Source organism: Nocardioides sp. ChNu-99 (assembly GCF_029493445.1).
Classification (GTDB): domain Bacteria; phylum Actinomycetota; class Actinomycetes; order Propionibacteriales; family Nocardioidaceae; genus Nocardioides.
Window position 1 is genome coordinate 1 of the sequence record NZ_JAHWBL010000057.1, and the last position, 21,366, is coordinate 21,366.

General features: G+C 71.7%; 31 protein-coding genes. All 31 read right to left on the bottom strand.

Annotated elements, in window-relative coordinates:
• Nucleotides 1-398: FHA domain-containing protein (locus KK617_RS15295; RefSeq protein ID WP_277500967.1), on the bottom strand; the 398-nt coding region annotated here is incomplete at its 3' end.
• A gap of 20 nt (nucleotides 399-418) precedes the next feature.
• Complete coding sequence (locus tag KK617_RS15300; protein ID WP_277500968.1) at nucleotides 419-1,264, bottom strand: HAD family hydrolase; 846 nt, start codon at nucleotides 1,262-1,264, stop codon at nucleotides 419-421.
• Nucleotides 1,261-3,810 carry a phosphoribosyltransferase gene (locus tag KK617_RS15305; RefSeq protein WP_277500969.1) on the bottom strand — a complete coding sequence of 850 codons (2,550 nt, stop codon included), beginning with the start codon at nucleotides 3,808-3,810 and terminating at the stop codon, nucleotides 1,261-1,263. Before KK617_RS15305 ends, KK617_RS15300 begins: the two co-directional genes overlap by 4 nt.
• Nucleotides 3,811-3,818: 8 nt before the next feature.
• Complete coding sequence (locus KK617_RS15310) at nucleotides 3,819-4,976, bottom strand: HpcH/HpaI aldolase/citrate lyase family protein (protein WP_277500970.1); 1,158 nt, start codon at nucleotides 4,974-4,976, stop codon at nucleotides 3,819-3,821.
• Nucleotides 4,977-5,086: 110 nt separating this feature from the next.
• Complete coding sequence (locus tag KK617_RS15315) at nucleotides 5,087-6,334, bottom strand: hypothetical protein (RefSeq protein ID WP_277500971.1); 1,248 nt, start codon at nucleotides 6,332-6,334, stop codon at nucleotides 5,087-5,089.
• A 26-nt stretch (nucleotides 6,335-6,360) separates the two neighbouring features.
• Entirely contained in the window at nucleotides 6,361-6,942 is a 582-nt protein-coding gene (locus tag KK617_RS15320; RefSeq protein WP_277500972.1) for a TerD family protein, read from the bottom strand.
• Nucleotides 6,943-7,023: 81 nt separating this feature from the next.
• Nucleotides 7,024-8,169, bottom strand: a complete 1,146-nt coding sequence (locus KK617_RS15325) for a DUF475 domain-containing protein (RefSeq protein ID WP_277500973.1) — start codon at nucleotides 8,167-8,169, stop codon at nucleotides 7,024-7,026.
• Between the two features lie 69 nt (nucleotides 8,170-8,238).
• A complete protein-coding gene (map, locus tag KK617_RS15330; RefSeq protein ID WP_277500974.1) occupies nucleotides 8,239-9,057 on the bottom strand; it encodes a type I methionyl aminopeptidase in 819 nt (272 codons plus the stop codon).
• Between the two features lie 11 nt (nucleotides 9,058-9,068).
• Complete coding sequence (locus KK617_RS15335) at nucleotides 9,069-9,641, bottom strand: adenylate kinase (RefSeq protein WP_277500975.1); 573 nt, start codon at nucleotides 9,639-9,641, stop codon at nucleotides 9,069-9,071.
• Nucleotides 9,641-10,939, bottom strand: a complete 1,299-nt coding sequence (gene secY, locus KK617_RS15340) for a preprotein translocase subunit SecY (RefSeq protein ID WP_277500976.1) — start codon at nucleotides 10,937-10,939, stop codon at nucleotides 9,641-9,643. Before secY ends, KK617_RS15335 begins: the two co-directional genes overlap by 1 nt.
• Nucleotides 10,940-11,100: 161 nt before the next feature.
• Nucleotides 11,101-11,547 (bottom strand): 50S ribosomal protein L15, encoded by a 447-nt coding sequence (rplO, locus tag KK617_RS15345; protein ID WP_277500977.1) that lies wholly within the window; start codon nucleotides 11,545-11,547, stop codon nucleotides 11,101-11,103.
• 1 nt (nucleotide 11,548) lies between these two features.
• Nucleotides 11,549-11,731, bottom strand: a complete 183-nt coding sequence (gene rpmD / locus KK617_RS15350; RefSeq protein WP_277501016.1) for a 50S ribosomal protein L30 — start codon at nucleotides 11,729-11,731, stop codon at nucleotides 11,549-11,551.
• The gene (rpsE, locus tag KK617_RS15355) at nucleotides 11,728-12,354 is read right to left on the bottom strand and encodes a 30S ribosomal protein S5 (RefSeq protein WP_277500978.1); all 627 of its coding nucleotides are present in this window, start codon (nucleotides 12,352-12,354) and stop codon (nucleotides 11,728-11,730) included. Before rpsE ends, rpmD begins: the two co-directional genes overlap by 4 nt.
• Nucleotides 12,355-12,391: 37 nt before the next feature.
• The gene (gene rplR, locus KK617_RS15360; protein WP_277500979.1) at nucleotides 12,392-12,775 is read right to left on the bottom strand and encodes a 50S ribosomal protein L18; all 384 of its coding nucleotides are present in this window, start codon (nucleotides 12,773-12,775) and stop codon (nucleotides 12,392-12,394) included.
• A 2-nt stretch (nucleotides 12,776-12,777) separates the two neighbouring features.
• Complete coding sequence (rplF, locus tag KK617_RS15365; RefSeq protein ID WP_277500980.1) at nucleotides 12,778-13,317, bottom strand: 50S ribosomal protein L6; 540 nt, start codon at nucleotides 13,315-13,317, stop codon at nucleotides 12,778-12,780.
• 28 nt (nucleotides 13,318-13,345) lie between these two features.
• Nucleotides 13,346-13,768, bottom strand: coding sequence for a 30S ribosomal protein S8 (gene rpsH / locus KK617_RS15370; RefSeq protein WP_277500981.1), 423 nt, complete (start codon nucleotides 13,766-13,768; stop codon nucleotides 13,346-13,348).
• A gap of 100 nt (nucleotides 13,769-13,868) precedes the next feature.
• Entirely contained in the window at nucleotides 13,869-14,054 is a 186-nt protein-coding gene (locus KK617_RS15375; RefSeq protein WP_277500983.1) for a type Z 30S ribosomal protein S14, read from the bottom strand.
• Nucleotide 14,055: 1 nt separating this feature from the next.
• Entirely contained in the window at nucleotides 14,056-14,628 is a 573-nt protein-coding gene (gene rplE, locus KK617_RS15380) for a 50S ribosomal protein L5 (RefSeq protein ID WP_277500984.1), read from the bottom strand.
• A gap of 1 nt (nucleotide 14,629) precedes the next feature.
• Nucleotides 14,630-14,983 (bottom strand): 50S ribosomal protein L24, encoded by a 354-nt coding sequence (gene rplX / locus KK617_RS15385; protein WP_277500985.1) that lies wholly within the window; start codon nucleotides 14,981-14,983, stop codon nucleotides 14,630-14,632.
• Nucleotides 14,984-14,985: 2 nt separating this feature from the next.
• Nucleotides 14,986-15,354 (bottom strand): 50S ribosomal protein L14, encoded by a 369-nt coding sequence (rplN, locus tag KK617_RS15390; protein WP_011757324.1) that lies wholly within the window; start codon nucleotides 15,352-15,354, stop codon nucleotides 14,986-14,988.
• Nucleotides 15,355-15,446: 92 nt separating this feature from the next.
• Entirely contained in the window at nucleotides 15,447-15,725 is a 279-nt protein-coding gene (gene rpsQ, locus KK617_RS15395; protein ID WP_277500994.1) for a 30S ribosomal protein S17, read from the bottom strand.
• Nucleotides 15,722-15,976 (bottom strand): 50S ribosomal protein L29, encoded by a 255-nt coding sequence (gene rpmC / locus KK617_RS15400; protein ID WP_277500995.1) that lies wholly within the window; start codon nucleotides 15,974-15,976, stop codon nucleotides 15,722-15,724. The genes rpsQ and rpmC overlap by 4 nt, the downstream gene beginning before the upstream one ends.
• Nucleotides 15,976-16,395 (bottom strand): 50S ribosomal protein L16, encoded by a 420-nt coding sequence (gene rplP / locus KK617_RS15405; protein WP_277500996.1) that lies wholly within the window; start codon nucleotides 16,393-16,395, stop codon nucleotides 15,976-15,978. The genes rpmC and rplP overlap by 1 nt, the downstream gene beginning before the upstream one ends.
• 5 nt (nucleotides 16,396-16,400) lie before the next feature.
• The gene (gene rpsC / locus KK617_RS15410) at nucleotides 16,401-17,243 is read right to left on the bottom strand and encodes a 30S ribosomal protein S3 (RefSeq protein WP_277500997.1); all 843 of its coding nucleotides are present in this window, start codon (nucleotides 17,241-17,243) and stop codon (nucleotides 16,401-16,403) included.
• Nucleotides 17,243-17,677 (bottom strand): 50S ribosomal protein L22, encoded by a 435-nt coding sequence (gene rplV / locus KK617_RS15415; RefSeq protein ID WP_277500998.1) that lies wholly within the window; start codon nucleotides 17,675-17,677, stop codon nucleotides 17,243-17,245. Before rplV ends, rpsC begins: the two co-directional genes overlap by 1 nt.
• On the bottom strand, nucleotides 17,674-17,955 hold the full coding sequence (gene rpsS / locus KK617_RS15420; protein WP_277500999.1) for a 30S ribosomal protein S19: 282 nt from the start codon (nucleotides 17,953-17,955) through the stop codon (nucleotides 17,674-17,676). Before rpsS ends, rplV begins: the two co-directional genes overlap by 4 nt.
• Before the next feature lie 15 nt (nucleotides 17,956-17,970).
• Nucleotides 17,971-18,804 carry a 50S ribosomal protein L2 gene (rplB, locus tag KK617_RS15425; RefSeq protein WP_277501000.1) on the bottom strand — a complete coding sequence of 278 codons (834 nt, stop codon included), beginning with the start codon at nucleotides 18,802-18,804 and terminating at the stop codon, nucleotides 17,971-17,973.
• Nucleotides 18,805-18,835: 31 nt separating this feature from the next.
• A complete protein-coding gene (gene rplW, locus KK617_RS15430; protein WP_277501001.1) occupies nucleotides 18,836-19,141 on the bottom strand; it encodes a 50S ribosomal protein L23 in 306 nt (101 codons plus the stop codon).
• Nucleotides 19,138-19,761, bottom strand: coding sequence for a 50S ribosomal protein L4 (gene rplD, locus KK617_RS15435; RefSeq protein WP_277501002.1), 624 nt, complete (start codon nucleotides 19,759-19,761; stop codon nucleotides 19,138-19,140). The genes rplW and rplD overlap by 4 nt, the downstream gene beginning before the upstream one ends.
• Nucleotides 19,758-20,417 (bottom strand): 50S ribosomal protein L3, encoded by a 660-nt coding sequence (gene rplC / locus KK617_RS15440; protein WP_346813287.1) that lies wholly within the window; start codon nucleotides 20,415-20,417, stop codon nucleotides 19,758-19,760. Before rplC ends, rplD begins: the two co-directional genes overlap by 4 nt.
• A 34-nt stretch (nucleotides 20,418-20,451) precedes the next feature.
• Complete coding sequence (rpsJ, locus tag KK617_RS15445; protein WP_008360994.1) at nucleotides 20,452-20,760, bottom strand: 30S ribosomal protein S10; 309 nt, start codon at nucleotides 20,758-20,760, stop codon at nucleotides 20,452-20,454.
• Nucleotides 20,761-21,366: the final 606 nt, after the last annotated feature.

Genomic DNA, 21,366 nt, shown 5'->3' on the forward strand with positions numbered 1-21,366 from the left:
TGCTGGGGCGCCTGCTGGGGCGCCCGCTGGGGCGGGCGGCCCGGGGCGGCGTACGGCGGGGGTGCGGCCGGCGCGGCCGGTCCGGCCCCGACCTGCACGCGCAGCGGCACCCCGCGGGTGCCACCGACGAGCACGTCGACGGACCGGCCGGGGGCGAGCGCGAGCTCGCCGACCCGCTGGCCGTCGACGAGGGTGCCGTTGGTGCTGCCCAGGTCCACGACCCACCACGACCCGCGCTCGTGGCGCAGCTCGGCGTGGCGCCGCGACACGTCGCCGTGCGCGAGCACGAGGGTGCAGGCCTGGTCGCGGCCGATCGTCACGGTCGTCCGTGGCGCGAAGTCGCGGGACTCGCCGCCGATGCCGACGCGGAGGGAGGGACCCGCAGGTCCGGGAGGCACCACGTGATCGGTCTCCGTCGTCAGGGGAGGGGGTCGGACGACACCGTAGACCACCCCGACGCGCCCTCGCGCTCCCATCCGTCGAACGCGGCGACGATCTCCGCGGCCGCCCGCCCGCCGGCCGCGGTGGTCACCCGCAGGCCCGGCGTCGACCACTCCTGCGCGTGCAGCTCGCCGTGCGCCGGGCGCACCGCGTGGTCGGCCGCCGCGAGCATCCCGGCGTCCAGCCACGAGTCCCCGGCGGCCGCGACCGCGTCGGCGCCTATACGTCGGGCGACCTCGGCGACCGCGGCCTCCTTGGTCAGCCCGGGCGGGATGACGTACGCCTTGCGCCCCTGCACCGACAGCACCCAGCCGAGGGCGGTCGTGGCGTCGGCGAGCTCGTCGTACCACTCCGCGGGCGTCAGCGCCGGCTCGACCACGGCGTAGACGAACTGCTCCTCCGCGTCGCGGACCTTGCGCACCCACGGGTGCTCCCAGACGGGCCGCAGGGCGCGGGTGGCGTCGAGGTACGACGCGCCCCCCGCCGTGCGCCGGCGCACCTCGGCCGCCCACTCGGGGCACGGCGTCCCGCCGTCGAGGATGACGGCGCCGTTCGTCGTGACGGCGTGGGTCGAGCGCACGCCCGGCAGCACGATGCGGCCGAACTGCTCCCGGGTGCGCGTCGTGACCGGCACGAACGGGGTGCGCTCGGAGAGCGCGCCGAGCGCGTCGAGGGCCGCGGGGTCCATGAAGCTGGTCGGGCGCCCGTCGTACACCTCGACGCAGACGGGCTCCGCGACGGCCTCGCCGAGCTGCATGGCGGCGGCCGAGTAGATGAGCGTGCGGTCGAGGTCGGAGGCGACCAGCAGGCCCCGGCCGCTCACGAGCCGTCCTGCTCGGTCGGGCGGATGATGCCGACGCAGCTGTAGGGCAGGTCGTCCGCCTCCACGACGGGCACGCCGCGCTCCGCGGCGAGCAGGCGCACGTGCCGCAGGTCGGCGTCGCGGCCGGGCCGCACCACCACCCGCCAGGGCACCCGGCGCAGCAGCACGCGGGTGGTCTCGCCCACCCCGGGCTTGACGAGGTTGACGCTCGGCAGCCCGTGCTCGGCCTGGAGCTTCTCGGCCGCGACCCAGCCCGACCACGTCGGCGTGCGGTCGCTCGCGCGGAGCCGCTCGGCCTCCCGGCGGGCGTCGGCCTCGACGGCGTCGAAGGCGGCGGTGACGGCGTCGAGGTAGTCCCCCGAGACGTCCTCGTCGGCCAGCTCCGCGTAGAACTTCGCGCCGTGGAAGTCGTGCGGCCCGATGAGGTCGGCGTTGAGCACCGTGCGGGAGACCAGCCCCGACACCGTGCTGTTGAGGCAGGCCGACGGGATGAGGAAGTCGTCGCGGGTGCCGAAGAGCTCGACGCACTCCCCCGGGTCGGCGAGCACCGCGAGGTCCGCGGGCACGCCCCGCCCGCCCAGGCGCAGCTGCTCGTTGGCGCTCGCGACGGCCGCGGCCAGCTCGCGCGCGATGGCGCCCTTGCCGGTCCAGCCGTCGACGACCAACAGGCGCTGCGGGTCGTAGCGGTCCACCAGCCAGCGCAGCGCCGTGAGGTCGATCCCCCGGTCCCGCACGATGCTGACCGCGTGGTGGGGCCAGTCCCAGCCCTGCCGCGCGGCCCAGCGCCGCAGCAGGATGCCGATGGGCGTGCCGGCCCGCGCCAGGGACACGACGACCAGGTCGTCGCGCCCGCGCGTGGTGCGGGCCAGGTCGCCCACGGTGACCACGGCGGCGGCGACCCGGTCGGCGACGGCGCCGACCTGCTCGGCGTAGAGGGCGCGGTAGGCCGCGTCGGGGCGGTACTCCGTCGGCAGCGACTCCGCGTAGTGGGCCTCGCCCGACTGGATGGCCCGCTCGCGCTCCTCGCGCCCACCCTCCAGCGTCACGTGCGACAGGTCGGTGAGCAGCCAGCCGACCTCGTTCGCGGCGTACGAGCCGAACGCGGGCCCGCGCAGCGGCCCGGGGCCTGCGGCGTCGACGGGCAGCACCACGGGCAGCACCACGGGGGCGTGCGGCGCCAGCGCCGCCAGCAGCCCGTCGGGGCCGTGCAGCGCCGCCGTGGCCGACGGCCGGTCGAGCACGACGACGATCGCCCGCCACGGCCGCGACGCCACGTTGTAGGCGAACCGGTCGGCCGCGCCGTACCCGTCCGCGTCCCGGTCGTGGGCGACGAACCGCACGCCCGAGCGCACCGCGTAGCCGTCGACGTCCCGCACCTGCACCGGGCTCCGGGTCGTGGTCGAGAAGCGCACCGGCACGCCGGTGCGCCGCAGCGCGTCCGCCACCTCGAGCGGGGCGTACATGAGCTCCTCCGTGCCCAGCACCAGCACCTCGCCGGCGCCGTCCGGGTCGAGCGGCAGGCGCGCCGCCACCGCGGCGGCGACCGCCTCGGCCGCCGCCCGCAGCGGCGCCTCGTCGGCCGGCGCGAAGCCGTGGCGCCCGGACTCGCGGACCCCCACGGGCCACGCGTCCCCCGCGTCCGGGATCCCGGGCTCCCCCGGCGCAGTCGTGGTCGCCCCCTCCGACGGCAGCGGTACGGCGGACGCCCCCGGCGCCGTCGCCCCGGCGGGCACGCGGACCTCGCCCGCCGCGAGCGCGACGACCTCGATGCGCGCCCCGAGCTCGGCGGCGGCGGCGTCCAGCGCGGCGCGGTCCTCGGCCCGGCGGACGTCGACGAGCGCGGCGATGACGTAGACCTCGCGGGGCGCGACCGCGTGCAGGGCACGGATCGTGCCCAGGGCGGTGCGCCCGGTCGACAGCTCGTCGTCGACGAGCACGGCGGGGCCGGGCGTCCTGAGCAGCGCCGCGTCGTCGGGCACGACGAGGTGCTCGGTGGCGTGCGAGTGCGCCTCGTCGAACCCGAGGGCGGGCACGGCGCCCGGCACGTGCCGGCGGGTGGAGTGCACCGACGGCACGCGCAGGGCACGGGCCACGAGGTGGCCCAGCGCGGTCGCGGTCTCGGCGTACCCGAGGACCAGGCCGTCCCCGTCGGCCACGGCGGCGCAGGCGTCGGCGGCCGCCGCGTCGAGCGTCGCGACCGCGTCGTCCCCGGCACCGCTGCGCAGCACCTCGGCGAGGGCGGCGCGGACGGGGTCGAGCGCGTCGTCGTGGGCGCCCGGGCGGCCCAGGCGGGCCGCGACCTCGAGGCCGAGCAGCAGGCCCGCGGCGCGGACCACGCGTGGGTCGGTCGGCACGTGCTTCGCCAGCACGGTCGAGACCAGCAGGTGCGGGCGGCGGGGGTTGACCCGCAGCGCGAGGCCGAAGAGGTCCGTCAGGGCCGGCCCCGTTCGGCTACCGTCGGCGGGCACGACCTCGACGCCGAGGCGCTCGGCCGTCCACGCGCCGGACCACGTCGTACCGGTCGCAGGCACACCGGCCGTGGGCACGCCGGCGCTCACAGGCGGACCCCGGCCTCGAGCAGGTCCACGAAGGTGACGTCCTCCGCGGCGACCCCGAAGGCCCGGGCCCGCAGGAGCACCGACTCCGCCCAGGCGGTGTGGGGCGTGGCCTCGTTCATCTTGTTGCCGTAGCGCGACGCCGAGACGCCCCCGCCGCGGCGCGCCTCGACGACGTCGAGGGCGTCGGTGTGGTCCTCGTGGGTCACCACGCTGAGCGCGTGCACCGCCGCGACGTGGGAGGGGTGGATGACGGTCTTGCCGAAGAGGCCGTTGGCGTGGTCGAGCGTGACCTCCCGGATGAGCCCGTCGAGACCCTTGCTGATGAGCCGGCGGCGCAGCACGCGCTCGGCCGGGGCCGTGAACGGCGTCTCCCGCAGCTGGGGCTTGAAGAGGCGCTCGCCGTTGTCGAAGTGCTCCCAGACCGGGCCGGTGACGACGAACCCGGTGCCGTCCCGGCGCCCCATGACGTTGACGATGTCGCCGATCACCGAGGCCAGCGGGGCGACGTCGTACACGGTGATGTCGGCCGGGCGACGCAGGGCGAGCATCGAGGAGAGGTCGGTGGCGCCGATGCGCACGGCGAGCACGTCGGCGCGGTGCGCGTGCAGCAGGTCCCGGGCGTCGACGAGCGCCTGGACGCGGGTCTCGACCGCGAACACCTCGGGCGACTCGATGACGGGCATGACCCACAGCCGGTGGCCCGTGCGCCCGGACGCCTCGGCGACGGCGTCGAGGAACACGCCGGAGCGGGCGGTGAACTTGGGGACGACGAACCCGTCGAGGCCGTCCGCCTGGTCCCCGAGCGCCTCGACGAGTCGGTGCACCTGGTCGGGGTGCCGCACCCGCACGAAGACGAGGGGCCGCGGCGCGCCCGACTCGAAGAGCTGGCCCAGCTGGTGCGCGAGGTTCTTCTCGGCGAACTCGACGTCGCCGTCGGCGATCGCGTCCTCGAGGCACAGCACGGAGCACATGACGCCGTGGGCCGCTGCGCGTGGGAGGTCCCGCTCGATCGTCGGGCGGGTCGCCGGGGTGTAGAGGGTCGCGCCGAGCGCGACGGCGAGGAGCTCCGGGGCCGCGTCCCGCTCGAACTTTTCCGGCGGGACGCTGAAGAGCGCGGCCCGCTGGTCCTCCCCGAGATGACCGAAGTGCTGCACGACTCCTCCTCACGGCTGCCGACCCCCGGGCAGCGAAACGGAGGGCAGGATACGGGTGGTCGGGAAACGCCCGGGGGCACCCGGGTGGACGTCCGGCGGGGGTCCTGCGGCTACCGCCGGGTACGTCCGGCCTGGTCGGCCCGGAAGTCCGCGACCAGGGTGTCGACGCCGGCGTGGAGGCGCTCGACCCGCGTCAGCAGCTGCCAGTAGTCGGGGTGCGCCCCCTCCAGCAGGCCCTCCACGGCGATGAGCTCGTGGGCCAGGGCGTCGAGGCGTCCGCCCCACGGTTGCGGCGAGCCGCGCCTCAGCAGGAGCCGGGCGTCGCGCAGCGCGAACCGGGCGCGCTCGAGCAGCGCCTCCGGGTCGCGCTTGACCTCGCGCAGGCGCTCGAGCCGCAGCCGCGGGGCGTCCACCAGGTCGGAGGCGCGCCGCACGTCGTCCTCCACCCGCGTCAGCGCGGCGAGCGCCCCGGCGTGGTCGCCCGCGGCGTGCAGGCGCCGGAGCGGCTCGAGACCGTCGCGGGCCGAGGCGACGCGGGAGCGCAGCTCCTCCTCGGCGCGGGCCAGGTCGTCCCAGCTGGCGTAGGAGAACTCCCGGCGCAGGCCGGACATGTGCTCGCCCATCCGCTCCGAGCGGGTGGTGACCGCCTCGATGCGGGTGGCCAGCGACGGGATGCGCTGGCCCAGCGTGCGCAGGCGGGCGGGCAGCTCGGTGGCCAGGGAGCGCGCGTCCTCGGCGAGGCGCTCCACCACGGCGGCCGGCTCCTCGGCGTCGTCGGGCCCCAGCCGGTCGGCGATCTCGGCGAGCTTGCGGGCCGCGACGCGGGCGCGGGCCAGCGCCTCGTCGGCCTCCGGGAGGCTGAACCCCTCCTCGGTCATCGCGCGCCAGGCCGCCTCCGCGCGCGTGACGGACTCCTGGGCGGCGGCCAGCCGGCGCGCCGGGCGCTCCCGGACCTCCCCGACGCGGCCGAGCTCCGCGCCGTACTGGTCGAGGTAGCGGTCGATGGCCTCGGCGACCTCGCGCAGGGCCGGGACGCCGCGCTCGAAGGCCGTGGTCGCCGCACCCACGCGGTAGGGGTCGAGGTCCTCGACCGGGTCGTGCGCGTCGAGCACGCCGAGGTAGGCCAGCACCGCGTCGCCGGCGCGCTGGTCGAGCTGGCGCCAGGCCGGGACGACGCCCGTGGACCGCGCACGGTCCGGCAGCAGCGCGGCGTACTGCGCCACGGTGCCGCCGACGTCGCGCTGCAGCTGGTCGACGCGGAAGAAGTGCTCCTGCAGCTGCGCCCGGGCCTCGAGGGCGCGCTCGAGCAGGTCTGCTCCCCCGCGCCGGCGGCGACGGTCGGGGCGCGGGGAGCTCATGCGCCCATCGTAGGAGCGGGCGCCACTCAGCTGGCGTCGACGCCGAAGTCGTGCACGATGCCGAGCAGTCCGGAGGCGTAGCCCTGGCCGATCGCGCGGAACTTCCAGTCGCCGTCGCGGCGGTAGAGCTCGCCGAAGATCATGGCCGTCTCCGTGCTCGCGTCCTCGGTCAGGTCGAAGCGGGCCACCTCGACCTCCCGCACCGCGTCGACGACACGGATGAACGCCCCGCTCACCTGCCCGAAGCTCTGCCCGCGCAGGTCGGCGTCGTGGATCGAGACCGGGAAGACGACGCGCACGGCCTGCTCGGGCACGGTCGGCAGGTCGACCTCGATGGTCTCGTCGTCGCCGTCGCCCTCACCGGTGGTGTTGTCACCGCTGTGGTGCACCGAGCCGTCCGGGGACGTCAGGTTGTTGTAGAAGACGAAGTGCTGGTCGCTGAGGACCCTGCCGTCCTGGCCGACGAGGAGCGCCGAGGCGTCCAGGTCGAAGTCGACGCCGGTCGTGACCCGCACGTCCCAGCCCAGGCCGATGCGCAGCCGGGTCAGGGGCGCGCCCGCCGCCTTCGCCAACGAGACGTTGCCACCCTTGCGGAGCGTCACTCCCATGCTGCGCCAGCCTCCTCGTCCACCCGTGCACCCGTCGGTCGGGTGCCCCACGAGCCTAGAGGGGCACCCGACCGCGCGAGGTCAGACGTGGACCTCGTGCTTCGACTCCGGGTGCAGCTTGTTCTCGCGGATGCTCCACCCGAGGGCCGAGAGGATGATGACGACGCCGATGAGGCCGGTCACGACCTCCGGGATGGAGACGCCCATCGTCACGAACAGCAGCACCGCCAGCGCACCGATCGCCCAGTGGGCACCGTGCTCGAGGTAGACGTACTCGGCGAGCGTGCCCTTGCGGACCAGGTAGACCGTGATCGACCGGACGTAGAGCGCGCCCACACCGAGGCCGATCGCGATGACGATCGGGTCGGTCGTGATGGCGAAGGCGCCGATGACGCCGTCGAACGAGAAGCTCGCGTCGAGCACCTCGAGGTAGAGGAACATGAAGAACGCGGCCTTGCCCGTCGCCAGGGCCACCTCGCCGCCGGACACCTGGGCGGGCGTGAGCGCACCGTCGTCGTCCGCGTCCTCGTCGTCCATCAGGCCGGACGACGACTCGAACGCGTCGCCGAGGCCCTTCACCACGAGGTAGGTCAGCAGGCCGAGGATGCCGGCGAGCAGCACGCTGCCGAACTCCTCGGCGGTGAACTCCTCGGGCTGGGTACGACGGAAGACCTCCCCGATGATGACGAGCAGCGCGAGCGCGACCGCCACCGAGATGCCGCTGACCGCGCCCAGGCGCTGGAACGGGCGCTCGACCGGGCCCAGCCAGTGGTGCTCCTTCTCCTCGTCGGTGAAGAAGTCGAGGAAGATCATCATGAGGAACATGCCACCGAAGGCCGCGATGATCGGGTGGGCCTCCTCGAGGATGTAGGCGTAGGAGCCCTCCCCGTGACCACCGGCCATCGCCAGGTCCCAGGCGTCGACGGGGTTGAGGCCCGCGGAGGCCCAGACCACCAGGAACGGGAACACCAGGCGCATGCCGAACACGGCGATGAGGATGCCGACGGTGAGGAACATCGTCTGCCAGAACTTCGACATCTTGTTCAGCACCTTGGCGTTGACCACGGCGTTGTCGAAGGAGAGCGAGACCTCGAGGACGATGAGGATGGCCGCGACGGACAGCGCGCTGATCGCGGCCGACGTGCCGTCGCGGGAGCCGTAGAGGAAGGCGCCGACGAGGCCGGCGACGGTGATCGCGAAGGACCACCCGAAGGTCTTGAGGATCACGGCGAGGTGCCTTTGCACAGGAGGGGCCGACAGGGGCCCGGCGGCGACGTTGCCCCGAGCGGCGACAACCTACCTCCCGCCGTACGGGATCCCTGCATCTGCCAACCGCTTCGCGCCACCGTCCAGGGCGGTCAGCACCCACACCCCGGTGGGGGTGACCGTCGTCGTGTGCTCGAAGTGGGCGGCGGGGCTGCCGTCGCGCGTCACGACGGTCCAGTCGTCGTCGAGGGTGTCGTTCGCCGGGGAGCCGAGCGTGACCATCGGCTCGATGGCCAGCGCCATGCCCTCGACGATCCGCGGTCCGCGGCCCGGGCGGCCCACGTTCGGCACGTCGGGCGGCTGGTGCATCGCCGAGCCGATCCCGTGGCCCGTGTAGTCCTCGACCACGCCGTAGTCGCCGCACGAGCGCACGTGGGACTCCACCGCGTGGGAGACGTCCCCCACCCGGCCGTCGAGGCGCAGCGCGGCGATCCCCCGCCACAGCGCGTCCTCGGTCACCCGCACGAGCTCGGCCACCTCCGGGGCGACCTCGCCGAGGACCACGGTGACCGCGGCGTCGCCGTGCCAGCCGTCGACGATGGCGCCGCAGTCGATGGACACGACGTCACCCTCGCGCAGCACCCGGGACCCGGGGATGCCGTGCACGACCTCGTCGTTGACGGAGATGCACAGGGAGGCCGGGAAGCCCTGGTAGCCCAGGAACGACGGCACCGCCCCGGCGGAGCGGATGCTCTCCTCCGCCAGGGCGTCGAGCTCGGCCGTCGTCATCCCGGGCGCGGCGCGCACCGACACCAGCTCCAGCGTGCGGCCGACGACGAGGCCGGCCTCGCGCATCGCGTCGAGCTGCGCCGGCGTCTTCAGCTCGACGCCGCGGCGCAGGAGTCCCATGAGCGGCAGCGTCAGGCGCGGGCGCCGTCGAGCGCGGACGCGATGCGCTCGGCCACCTCGGCGACCTCGCCCATCCCGTCGACGCGCACGAGGAGGCCGCGCTCGGCGTACACCTCGATGAGCGGGGCCGTCTGCTCGTTGTAGACGTCCTGGCGGTGCCGGATGACCTCCTCCGTGTCGTCCGTGCGGCCGTCGGTCTGGGCGCGCAGCACGAGCCGCTTCACCAGCTCGTCGTCGTCGACCGTCAGCACGAGCACCGCGTCGAGGGCGGTGTCGCTCGCCTCGAGCATGCCGTCGAGCTCGGCGACCTGCGCCAGGGTGCGGGGGTAGCCGTCGAGCAGGAACCCGCTCGCGGCGTCGTCCTGGGCGAGGCGGTCCCGCACCATGTTGTTGGTGACGGAGTCGGGCACGTAGTCACCGGCGTCCATGTAGCGCTTCGCCTCGAGCCCCAGCGGGGTGCCCTCGGAGACGTTCGCCCGGAAGATGTCCCCGGTCGAGATCGCGGGGATGCCGTAGCGGGCCGCGACGCCCTTGGCCTGGGTGCCCTTGCCGGCCCCGGGGGGGCCCATGATGATGAGACGCATCAGCGGAGGAATCCTTCGTAGTTGCGCTGCTGGAGCTGGCTCTCGACCTGCTTCACCGTGTCGAGGGCGACGCCGACCATGATGAGGATCGACGTGCCGCCGAACGGGAAGTTCTGGTTGGCCCCGATGACCGCGAACGCGATCAGCGGGATCAGCGAGATGAGACCGAGGTAGAGCGCGCCCGGCAGCGTGATGCGGGACAGGACGTAGGACAGGTAGTCCTCGGTCGGCTTGCCCGCCCGGATCCCGGGGATGAAGCCGCCGTACTTCTTCATGTTGTCCGCGACTTCCTTCGGGTTGAAGGTGATCGAGACGTAGAAGTACGTGAAGAAGATGATGAGCGCGAAGTAGACCGCCATGTAGAGCGGGTGGTCGCCGCGCACGAAGTGCTCGTTGATCCACCGCACCCACGCGGAGTCCGACGTCGCGTTGAACTGCGCCGCCATCGCCGGCAGGTAGAGCAGGGAGCTGGCGAAGATGACGGGGATGATGCCGGCCTGGTTGACCTTGAGCGGGATGTACGTCGAGCTGCCGCCGAACATGCGCCGCCCGACCATCCGCCGCGCGTACTGCACCGGGATGCGGCGCTGCGCCTGCTCGATGAAGATGACGGCCGCCACGATCGCGAGCCCGATGGCCATGACGATGGCGAAGGTGCCCCAGCCCTGCGACTCGCGCACGGCCCACAGCGAGCCGGGGAACGTCGCGACGACCTGGCAGAAGATGAGGATCGACATGCCGTTGCCGATGCCGCGGTCGGTGATGAGCTCACCGAGCCACATGATGACGGCGGTGCCGGCCGTCATGGTCACGACCATGACGAGGAAGGTGAGGCGGCTGTCCTCGCTGTGCAGCAGCGGCAGCTCGCAGCCCTGGAGCAGCTGGCGGCTCCGGGCGAGCGCCACGATGCCGGTGGCCTGGAGGACGGCGAGCGCCAGGGTCAGGTAGCGCGTGTACTGCGTGATCTTCGCCTGGCCGGACTGGCCCTCCTTCTTGAGGGCCTCCAGCCGCGGGATGACGACCACGAGCAGCTGCAGGATGATGCTCGCAGTGATGTACGGCATGATCCCGAGCGCGAAGATGGTCAGCTGCAGCAGCGCCCCGCCGGAGAACAGGTTGATGAGGGTGTACAGCCCCTGGTCCTCGATCTGGTTGAGGCAGCTCTGCACGTTGTCCACGTGCACGCCCGGCGACGGGACCTGCGAACCGAGCCGGAAGAGCACGACGACCAACAGGACGAACAGCAGCTTGCGACGCAGGTCCGGTGTCCGGAATGCGTTGGCGAAGGCGCCCAGCACGAGATCCTCTTTCTTCCTGGTGGCACACGGCCTCGGACCCGTCCCCCGAGGGCCGCGGCAGAGCCTAACAGCCGACTCGACGGTGGTCGGGTGGGGATACGACGAGGGCGCCGCCCGGCCGTCAGGCCCGACGACGCCCTGCGTCGATCAGTGGTACGACGTCACGCACCGACGACGGTCACGGAACCGCCGGCAGCCTCGATCTTCTGCTTCGCCGACGCCGAGAAGGCGTCCGCGGAGACCTGGACCGCGACCGTGATGTCGCCCGTGCCCAGCACCTTGACGGGCTGGTTCTTGCGCACCGCACCGCGGGCGACCAGGGTCTCCTTGGAGACCTCGCCGCCCTCGGGGAAGAGCTCGCTCACGCGGTCCAGGTTCACGACCTGGAACTCGACCTTGAACGGGTTCTTGAAGCCCTTGAGCTTCGGCAGCCGCATGTGGATCGGCATCTGGCCACCCTCGAAGGCCGAGGGGACCTGGTAGCGGGCCTTCGTGCCCTTGGTACCGCGGCCCGAGGTCTTGCCCTTGGAGCCCTCACCGCGACCCACGCGGGTCTTGGCGGTCTTGGCACCGGGGGCAGGACGCAGGTGGTGGATCTTCAGCGTCATGTCAGTCGACCTCCTCGACCGTCACCAGGTGACGGACCGTGTGGACCATGCCCCGGATCTCCGGACGGTCCTCCTTGACGACGACGTCACCGATGCGCTTGAGACCCAGCGTGCGCAGCGTGTCGCGCTGGTTCTGCTTGCGACCGATGCCCGACTTCTTCTGCTCGACCTTGAGACGCATCAGTCGTTCACCCCCGAGGCGGCGGGCACCTCGGCCCGCGCCTTCAGGAGGGCCGCCGGGGCGACGTCCTCGACCCGCAGACCACGTCGCGCGGCCACCGCCTCGGGCTCCTCCAGCATGCGGAGGGCCTCGACCGTGGCGTGCACGATGTTGATCTGGTTGGACGAGCCGAGCGACTTGCTCAGCACGTCGTGGATGCCCGCGCACTCGAGCACGGCGCGCACCGGACCACCGGCGATGACACCGGTACCGGGGGCGGCCGGACGCAGGAAGACGACGCCGGCCGCCTTCTCGCCCTGCACGGGGTGCGGGATCGTGCCCTGGATGCGGGGGACGCGGAAGAACGCCTTCTTCGCCTCCTCGACGCCCTTGGCGATCGCCGCGGGCACCTCCTTGGCCTTGCCGTAGCCGACGCCGACCAGGCCGTCACCGTCACCGACGATCACGAGGGCGGTGAAGCTGAAGCGACGACCACCCTTCACGACCTTGGCGACACGGTTGATCGCGACGACGCGCTCGATGTAGGCGGTCTTGTCGGCGCCGCCACCACGGCGATCGTCGCGTCCTCCGCGACGGTCACCGCCCTGGCGCTCGCCGCCGGCGCGTCCGCGCTGGGGTCCGCTCATGAGACTTTCCTCTTCTCTCTCTGGTTCGTCTTCGCGATCAGAAGGTCAGCCCACCCTCGCGGGCACCGTCCGCGAGGGCCGCGACGCGACCGTGGTAGCGGTTGCCGGCGCGGTCGAACACGACCGCGTCGACACCGTTGGACTTCGCGCGCTCGGCGACGAGCTCGCCGACCCGCTTCGCCTTCGCCGTCTTGTCGCCGTCGTGGGAGCGGAGGTCCGCCTCCATCGTCGACGCAGACACGAGGGTCTTGCCGATCACGTCGTCGACCACCTGCACGGAGATGTGCTTGGCGCTGCGCGTGACCACGAGGCGCGGGCGCTCCGCCGTACCGGCGATGCGCTTGCGACCACGGACCTGACGACGCAGGCGGGACTTGACCCGCGCCGCGGTGTGCTTGTTGTTGGCAAGGGAGATGGCCATCGTCACTTACCTGCCTTTCCGACCTTGCGGCGGACCTGCTCGCCCGCGTAGCGGACACCCTTGCCCTTGTAGGGCTCGGGCTTGCGGAGCTTGCGGATCTTCGCCGCGGTCTCGCCGACGAGCTGCTTGTCGATGCCCTGGACACCGAGCTTGGTGGGGCCCTCGACGGTGAACGTGATCCCGGCGGGGGCGTCCACGGTGATCGAGTGGCTGTAGCCGAGCTGGAACTCCAGCTGGGTCGGGCCCTTCGACAGCACGCGGTAGCCGACGCCGACGATCTCGAGCTTCTTCTCGTAGCCGTCGGTCACGCCCGTCACCATGTTGGCGACCAGGGTGCGGGTCAGGCCGTGCAGCGAGCGGCTCTCGCGCTCGTCGTTCGGTCGCCGGACCTCGAGGACACCGTCGTTCCTCTCGATCGTGATCGGCGCCGGCACCGTGTGGGTCAGGGTCCCCTTGGGGCCCTTCACCGTCACGAGGCTGTTGTCGATCGCGACATCCACACCGGACGGGACCGTGATGGGGAGCTTGCCAATGCGCGACATGCTTCTTCTCTCCTCTCTCGGTCTCTCGTCACCAGACGTAGGCGAGGACTTCCCCACCCACGCCCTTCTGGTTGGCCTGGCGGTCGGTCAGCAGTCCCTGGCTCGTCGAGATGATCGCGACGCCCAGGCCACCGAGGACCTTGGGGAGGCTCGTGGACTTCGCGTACACCCGGAGACCGGGCTTGCTGATGCGGCGCACACCGGCGATGGAACGCTCGCGGTTGCGGCCGTACTTCAGCGTGATCGTCAGCGTCTTGCCCACGGCCGCCTCGCCCGTCTTGGGGTCGACGTTGTCCGTCACCTCGAACGAGGTCACGTAGCCCTCCTGACGGAGGATCTCCGCGACGCCCGCCTTGAGCTTGCTGTACGGCATCTCGACGGAGTCGTGGTACGCCTGGTTGGCGTTGCGCAGACGCGTGAGCATGTCTGCGATCGGGTCAGTCATCGTCATGGCCACAAGGCCTTTCTCCACCGTGGTTTCGCACCGCGCACGCGGTGCGACCTACAGCGACTCGTGCTTGATCTGGGAATGGCAGGTCAGGTTGAGCAGGTCACCAGCTGGACTTGGTCACGCCGGGCAGCTCGCCCCGGTGCGACATCTCGCGCAGGCAGATGCGGCACAGACCGAACTTGCGGTAGACCGCGCGGGGCCGGCCGCAGCGCTGGCAGCGGGTGTAGCCGCGGACCGCGAACTTGGGCTTGCGGGCGGCCTTGACCTTCAGCGACGTCTTCGCCATGTCAGTTCTCCTTGAAGGGGAAGCCGAGCTGCTTCAGCAGCGCGCGGCCCTGCTCGTCGGTCGTGGCGGTGGTCACGACGGTGATGTCCATGCCACGCGAGCGGTCGACCTTGTCCTGGTCGATCTCGTGGAACATGACCTGCTCCGTGAGACCGAACGTGTAGTTGCCACGGCCGTCGAACTGCTTCGGCGAGAGCCCGCGGAAGTCGCGGATGCGGGGCAGGGCCAGGGAGAGCAGGCGGTCCAGGAACTCCCACATGCGGTCGCCGCGCAGCGTGACGTGCGCGCCGATCGGCATGCCCTCGCGCAGCTTGAACTGGGCGATGGACTTGCGGGCCTTGGTCACCTGCGGCTTCTGGCCGGTGATCGCGGTGAGGTCGCGGATGGCGCCCTCGATCAGCTTCGAGTCGCGAGCGGCCTCGCCGACGCCCATGTTGACCACGATCTTGGTCAGGCCGGGCACCTGCATGACGTTCGCGATGTCGAACTCGCTCTTCAGCGCGGGGAGGATCTCCTCGCGGTAGCGCGCCTTGAGGCGCGGGATCGCCGGGGCGGCGATGGTGGTCTCGGTCATCTCAGATCTCCTCGCCGGTGGTGCGCGAGACGCGCACGCCGCGCTCGACGGAGTACTCCGAGCCGTCGGCCCGGCGCTTGGTCCCCTCGACGCGCTTGAAGCCGACACGGGTCACGCCGTCGCCCTCGACCAGCATCACGTTGGACACGTGGATCGGGGCCTCGGTCGTGATGATGCCGCCCGTCGCGTCGCCGCCCTGCGGCGCCGCCTTGGTGTGCTTCTTCACGCGGTTGACACCCTCGACGATCACCCGCTGCTCCTCGCGGAGCACGCCGATGACCTTGCCCTGGGCGCCCTTGTCCTTGCCGGCGATCACCTTGACGGTGTCACCCTTCTTGATCTTGAGCTTCGCCATGGTCAGAGCACCTCCGGCGCGAGCGAGATGATCTTCATGAACTTCTTCTCGCGCAGCTCACGGCCGACGGGCCCGAAGATGCGGGTGCCCCGGGGCTCCCCGTCGTTCTTCAGGATCACCGCGGCGTTCTCGTCGAAGCGGATGTACGAGCCGTCGGGCCGGCGGCGCTCCTTGACGGTGCGCACGACGACGGCCTTGACGACGTCACCCTTCTTCACGTTGCCACCGGGGATCGCGTCCTTCACGGTGGCGACGATGACGTCGCCGATACCGGCGTAGCGGCGACCCGAACCACCGAGAACGCGGATGCAGAGGATCTCCTTCGCACCCGTGTTGTCGGCGACCTTCAGTCGCGACTCCTGCTGGATCATCTTCTCTCCTGGTCGTCGGACCGGTTCTCCCGCCCGCGGTGGGGCGGGAGCCTGGCCGAACTAATGGGTTGAACTCGCCGTGGGGCGAGAGGTCACTTCGCCTTCTCGAGGATCTCGACGACGCGCCAGCGCTTGGTGGCGGACAGCGGTCGCGTCTCCATGATCAGGACACGGTCGCCGGTGCCACAGGCGTTGGGCTCGTCGTGCGCCTTGAGCTTGCTCGTGCGGCGCAGCACCTTGCCGTACAGGGCGTGCTTCACGCGGTCCTCGACGGCGACGACGACGGTCTTGTCCATCTTGTCGCTGACGACGATGCCCTCGCGAACCTTGCGGGCGCCGCGCTGGGCGGTCTCCTGGGTCTCGGTGCTCATGCGGCGCCGTCCTTCGTCATGTCGTCGGAGCCCGGCGTGCTGCGGATGCCGAGCTCGCGCTCGCGCAGCACCGTGTAGATGCGGGCGATGTCCTTCTTCACCGTGCGCAGACGGCTGTTGTTCTCGAGCTGGCCGGTGGCCGCCTGGAACCGGAGGTTGAACAGCTCCTCCTTCGCCTCGCGCAACTTCTCCGCGAGGTCGACGCCGTCGACCTCGTCGAGCTCGTACGCCTTGCTGACCTTCTGGGACATCAGAATTCACCTGCCTCGCGGGAGACGAAGCGGCACTTCATGGGGAGCTTGTGGATCGCGCGGCGCATGGCCTCGCGAGCAACGTCCTCGGAAACACCGGAGAGTTCGAACATGACACGGCCGGCCTTGACGTTGGCGACCCACCACTCGGGCGAGCCCTTGCCGGAACCCATGCGGGTCTCGGCCGGCTTCTTGGTGAGCGGACGGTCCGGGTAGATGTTGATCCAGACCTTTCCGCCACGCTTGATGTAGCGGGTCATCGCGATACGCGCCGACTCGATCTGACGGTTGGTCACGTAGTGCGACTCGACCGCCTGGATACCGAAGTCGCCGAAGTTGAGCGACGTGCCGCCCTTGGCGGCACCGGTCCGCTTGGGGTGGTGCTGCTTGCGGTGCTTGACGCGACGGGGCATCAGCATGGGGATCAGCCCTCCGTGGCTGCCGGAGCGGCAGCGGTCTCGGCGGCGGCGGAGGCCGGGGCCTCGGTCGCCGTACCCTCGGCGGACGCGCCCTCGCGACCCGAACGGGTCGGACGGTCGGCACGCGAGCCACGGCTCGGGCGCTCCCCGCCACGCGTCGGGCGGCCACCACGACCCGGCGCACCGGCCCGGGCGGCAGCCTGGGCCTCGCGCTCGGCGCGGGTGCCCGCGACCTCGCCCTTGTAGATCCAGACCTTCACGCCGATGCGGCCGAAGGTCGTGCGGGCCTCGTAGAAGCCGTAGTCGATGTCGGCACGCAGCGTGTGCAGCGGGACGCGGCCCTCGCGGTAGAACTCGGTGCGCGACATCTCGGCGCCGTTGAGGCGGCCGGAGCACTGGATCCGGATGCCCTTGGCACCGGAGCGCATCGAGGTCTGGATGGCCTTCTTCATCGCGCGACGGAACTGCACGCGGCCGCTGAGCTGCTCGGCGACGCCCTGGGCGACCAGCTGCGCGTCGACCTCGGGGTTCTTGACCTCGAGGATGTTCAGCTGCACCTGCTTGCCCGTGAGCTTCTCGAGCTCGCCACGGATGCGGTCGGCCTCGGCGCCGCGGCGACCGATGACGATGCCCGGGCGCGCGGTGTGGATGTCGACGCGGACGCGGTCACGCGTGCGCTCGATCTCCACCTTCGCGATGCCGGCCCGCTCCATGCCCTTGCTGAGCAGCTTGCGGATCGCGACGTCCTCGCCGACGTACGACTTGTAGAGCTTGTCGGCGTACCAACGGCTCTTGTGGTCGGTCGAGATGCCGAGGCGGAAGCCGTTCGGGTTGATCTTCTGACCCATCAGGCAGACCGTCCCTTCTTCTTCGTGCCGGCGGCGACCGCGTCAGCGGGCTGGACGGCGATCGTGATGTGGCTCGTGCGCTTGTTGATCCGCGTGGCGCGGCCCTGGGCGCGGGGGCGCCACCGCTTCATCGTGGGGCCCTCGTCGACCGTCGCGACCGAGACGACCAGGTCGGCGGCCTTGAGGCCCTCGACGGTCTCGGCGTTCGCGACGGCGGAGTTGAGGACCTTCGCGACGGTCTCGGCGGCGGCCTGCGGCGCGAAGGCCAGCAGGGCCTGCGACTCCGCGACCGACCGGCCGCGGACCAGGTCCACGACCCGGCGCGCCTTGAGCGGCGTGATGCGGACGTAGCGGGCGCTGGCGAAGGCACCCGGGGCGTCGCCGAGCAGCGACGTGCGGCGGGCGCTGGTGCGCTGACGCTCGGTGGTGCTCATCGGCGACGTCCCTTCCGGTCTTCCTTCACGTGCCCGCGGTAGGTGCGGGTCGGGGCGAACTCGCCCAGCTTGTGGCCGACCATCGAGTCGGTCACGAACACGGGGACGTGCTTGCGCCCGTCGTGCACGGCGATCGTGTGACCGATCATGTCCGGCACGATCATCGAGCGGCGCGACCACGTCTTGATGACGTTGTGGGTGCCCTTCTCGTTCTCCGCGTCCACCTTCTTGGCGAGGTGGTCGTCGATGAAGGGGCCCTTCTTCAGGCTGCGAGGCATCTCGTTACTTCCCTATCAGCGCTTCTTGCCGGACTTGCGACGACGGATGATCTGGGCGTCGCTGGCCTTGCGCTTGCGCGTGCGGCCCTCGGGCTTGCCCCACGGCGAGACCGGGTGGCGACCACCGGAGGTCTTGCCCTCACCACCACCGTGCGGGTGGTCGACCGGGTTCATGACGACACCACGGACGGTCGGGCGCTTGCCCTTCCAGCGCATGCGGCCGGCCTTGCCCCAGTTGATGTTCGACTGCTCGGCGTTGCCGACCTCACCGACGGTGGCGCGGCAGCGCACGTCGACGAAGCGCATCTCGCCCGAGGGCAGGCGCAGCGTGGCGCGCGAGCCCTCCTTGGCGACCAGCTGGGCGCTGTTGCCCGCGGAGCGGGCGATCTTCGCGCCGCCGCCGGGCCGCAGCTCGATGCAGTGGATCGTCGTGCCGACCGGGATGTTGCGCAGCGGCAGGTTGTTGCCGGTCTTGATGTCGGAGCCGGGGCCCGACTCGACCGGGGTGCCCTGCAGCAGGCCCTTGGGCGCCACGATGTAGCGCTTCTCGCCGTCGGCGTAGTGCAGCAGCGCGATGCGCGCGGTGCGGTTGGGGTCGTACTCGATGTGCGCGACCTTGGCCGGCACGCCGTCCTTGTCGTAGCGACGGAAGTCGATGACGCGGTAGGCGCGCTTGTGACCGCCACCCTGGTGCCGGGTGGTGATCCGGCCCTGGTTGTTGCGGCCGCCCTTCTTGGGCAGCGGACGCGTCAGCGACTTCTCGGGCGTGGTGCGCGTGATCTCGACGAAGTCGGCGACCGACGAGCCGCGGCGTCCGGGCGTGGTCGGCTTGTACTTGCGGATTGCCATGAGTCAGGAGTCCTTGTCTCGGGAAGCCCGGTCAGCCGACCGGACCTCCGAAGATGTCGATGGAGTCGCCCTCGGCGAGGCTGACGATCGCGCGCTTGGTGTCCTTGCGCTTGCCCATGCCGAAGCGGGTGCGACGCGTCTTGCCCGCCCGGTTGAGCGTGTTGACCGAGGTGACCTTGACACCGAACACCTTCTGGACCGCGATCTTGATCTCGGTCTTGTTGGCGTCGGGGTGCACGAGGAACGTGTACTTGTTCGCGTCGAGCAGGCCGTAGCTCTTCTCGGAGACCACGGGCGCGAGCAGGATGTCCCGCGGGTCCTTGTTCAGGGCGCTCACTTCGCGTCCTCCTTCTGGCCGGCGATCCGCGCGACGAACGCGTCGTACGCCGTGGTCGTGAAGACGACCTCGTCGGAGACGAGCACGTCGTAGGTGTTCAGCTGGTCCTGGGCGACGATGTGCACCGACGGCAGGTTGCGCAGCGAGAGCCACGTGGGCGTGTCGTCCCGCTCGACCACGACGAGGAACCGCGTGCGGTCCGAGATCGACGCCAGGGCGGCCTTCGCGGCCTTGGTCGAGGGCACGCCGGTCTCGAGGAAGGCCTCGACGACGTGCACCCGGCCGTTGGCGGCCCGGTCCGACAGGGCACCGCGCAGGGCGGCGGCCTTCATCTTCTTGGGCGTGCGCTGCTCGTAGCTGCGCGGCTGCGGGCCGTGCACCGTGCCACCGCCGACGAACTGCGGGGCGCGGGTCGAGCCCTGGCGCGCGCGGCCGGTGCCCTTCTGCTTGTAGGGCTTGCGGCCACCGCCGCGGACCTCGCCGCGGGTCTTGGTGGCGTGCGTGCCCTGGCGGGCCGCGGCCTGCTGCGCCACCACGACCTGGTGGATCAGCGGGACGTTCACCTCGACGCCGAAGACCTCGGCGGGGAGGTCCACGGCGACCTTCTTGACGTCGCTCACTTGCCAGCCTCCTGCTTCTTGGCGGCCGAGCGGAGGACGACGAGCCCGCCCTTGGGGCCGGGGACGGCACCCTTGAGCAGCACGAGGCCCTTCTCGGCGTCGACGGCGTGCACCGTCACGTTCTGCGTGGTGACGGTGTCGCCACCCATGCGACCGGACATCCGCGTGCCCTTGAAGACACGGCCGGGCGTGGCGCAGGCGCCGATCGAGCCCGGCTTGCGGTGGTTGCGGTGCGCACCGTGCGAGGCGCCGACGCCGGAGAAGCCGTGGCGCTTCATCGTGCCCGCGAAGCCCTTGCCCTTGCTGGTGCCGGTCACGTCGATCTCCTCGCCCGCGGCGAAGATCTCGGCAGCGTCCAGCTCCTGGCCGACGGAGTACGTCGAGGCGTCGGCGGTGCGGATCTCGACCACGTGGCGGCGCGGCGTGACGCCGGCCTTCGCGAAGTGGCCCGCCTGCGGCTTCGAGACCTTGCGGCCCTCGATCTCGCCGAAGCCGACCTGGATGGCGTTGTAGCCGTCCACGTCGGGGGTGCGGACCGCGGCGACGACGTTGGTCGAGGCGGCGACGACGGTCAGGGGGACGATGCGGTTGTTCTCGTCCCAGGTCTGGGTCATGCCGAGCTTGGTGCCCAGCAGGCCCTTCACGTTGTGTTCGATGGTCATGGCTCTGTTGTCTCCGTCCTGCCCGAACTCAGAGCTTGATCTCGATGTCGACGCCCGCGGGCAGGTCGAGCCGCATGAGCGAGTCCACCGTCTTCGGGGTCGGGTCGATGATGTCGATGAGGCGCTTGTGGGTGCGCATCTCGAAGTGCTCGCGGCTGTCCTTGTACTTGTGGGGCGAGCGGATGACGCAGTAGACGTTCTTCTCCGTCGGCAGCGGCACAGGGCCGGCGACCTTCGCGCCCGTACGGGTGACCGTGTCAACGATCTTGCGCGCCGAGGTGTCGATGACCTCGTGGTCGTAGGCCTTGAGCCTGATGCGGATCTTCTGTCCCGCCATAGGTCTCTCTCGTCCTTACTCGTTCGTGCCCGGTGGAGCACCGCGTGCGTTGGTCTCACGACGCTGCCCCGGGTGGGACCTCGCCGCCGTGTCTCCACCACCTGACATCTCCGACCCACGCGGTCGGGCGTGTCGCGGGCTCCTCGCACAGCAGTGCGCGGGGCGCGACAGGACCGGGGTCCTGCGATGTCGTTGGCGGCGCCCGACCGGTTCGTCGGGCTGATCGGGTCTCCAGGTGCGGCGCGGCGACCACGCCGAGCACCGAACGCAGGCCGGGCCTGGGCCCGACGGGAGACGCGATTCAATGTTCAAGGTGGAGCCACGCCCCGGCGACCCGCCGGAGCAACCGGGCTATCTTGGCAGAAGGTCGGGCAGGCGTCCAAATCGGGTCCCGCGCGCCGGGTGCGGTGGTCGGCCGGTGCGCCGCCTGCTCCCCCGGTAGCATGCCGCACGACCGCGGGGGCGGCCGGTCGGCGGCTCCCCCACCGAGCGACGGGGGCCCCATTGAGCGGCACGACTCCCCCGCCCGGCGCTGCCCGCGCCCCCGAGGCGCCGCGCTCGCCGTACGCCGCCGAGCTGGCGCGGCTGGGCGTCGCGCCCGCCGCG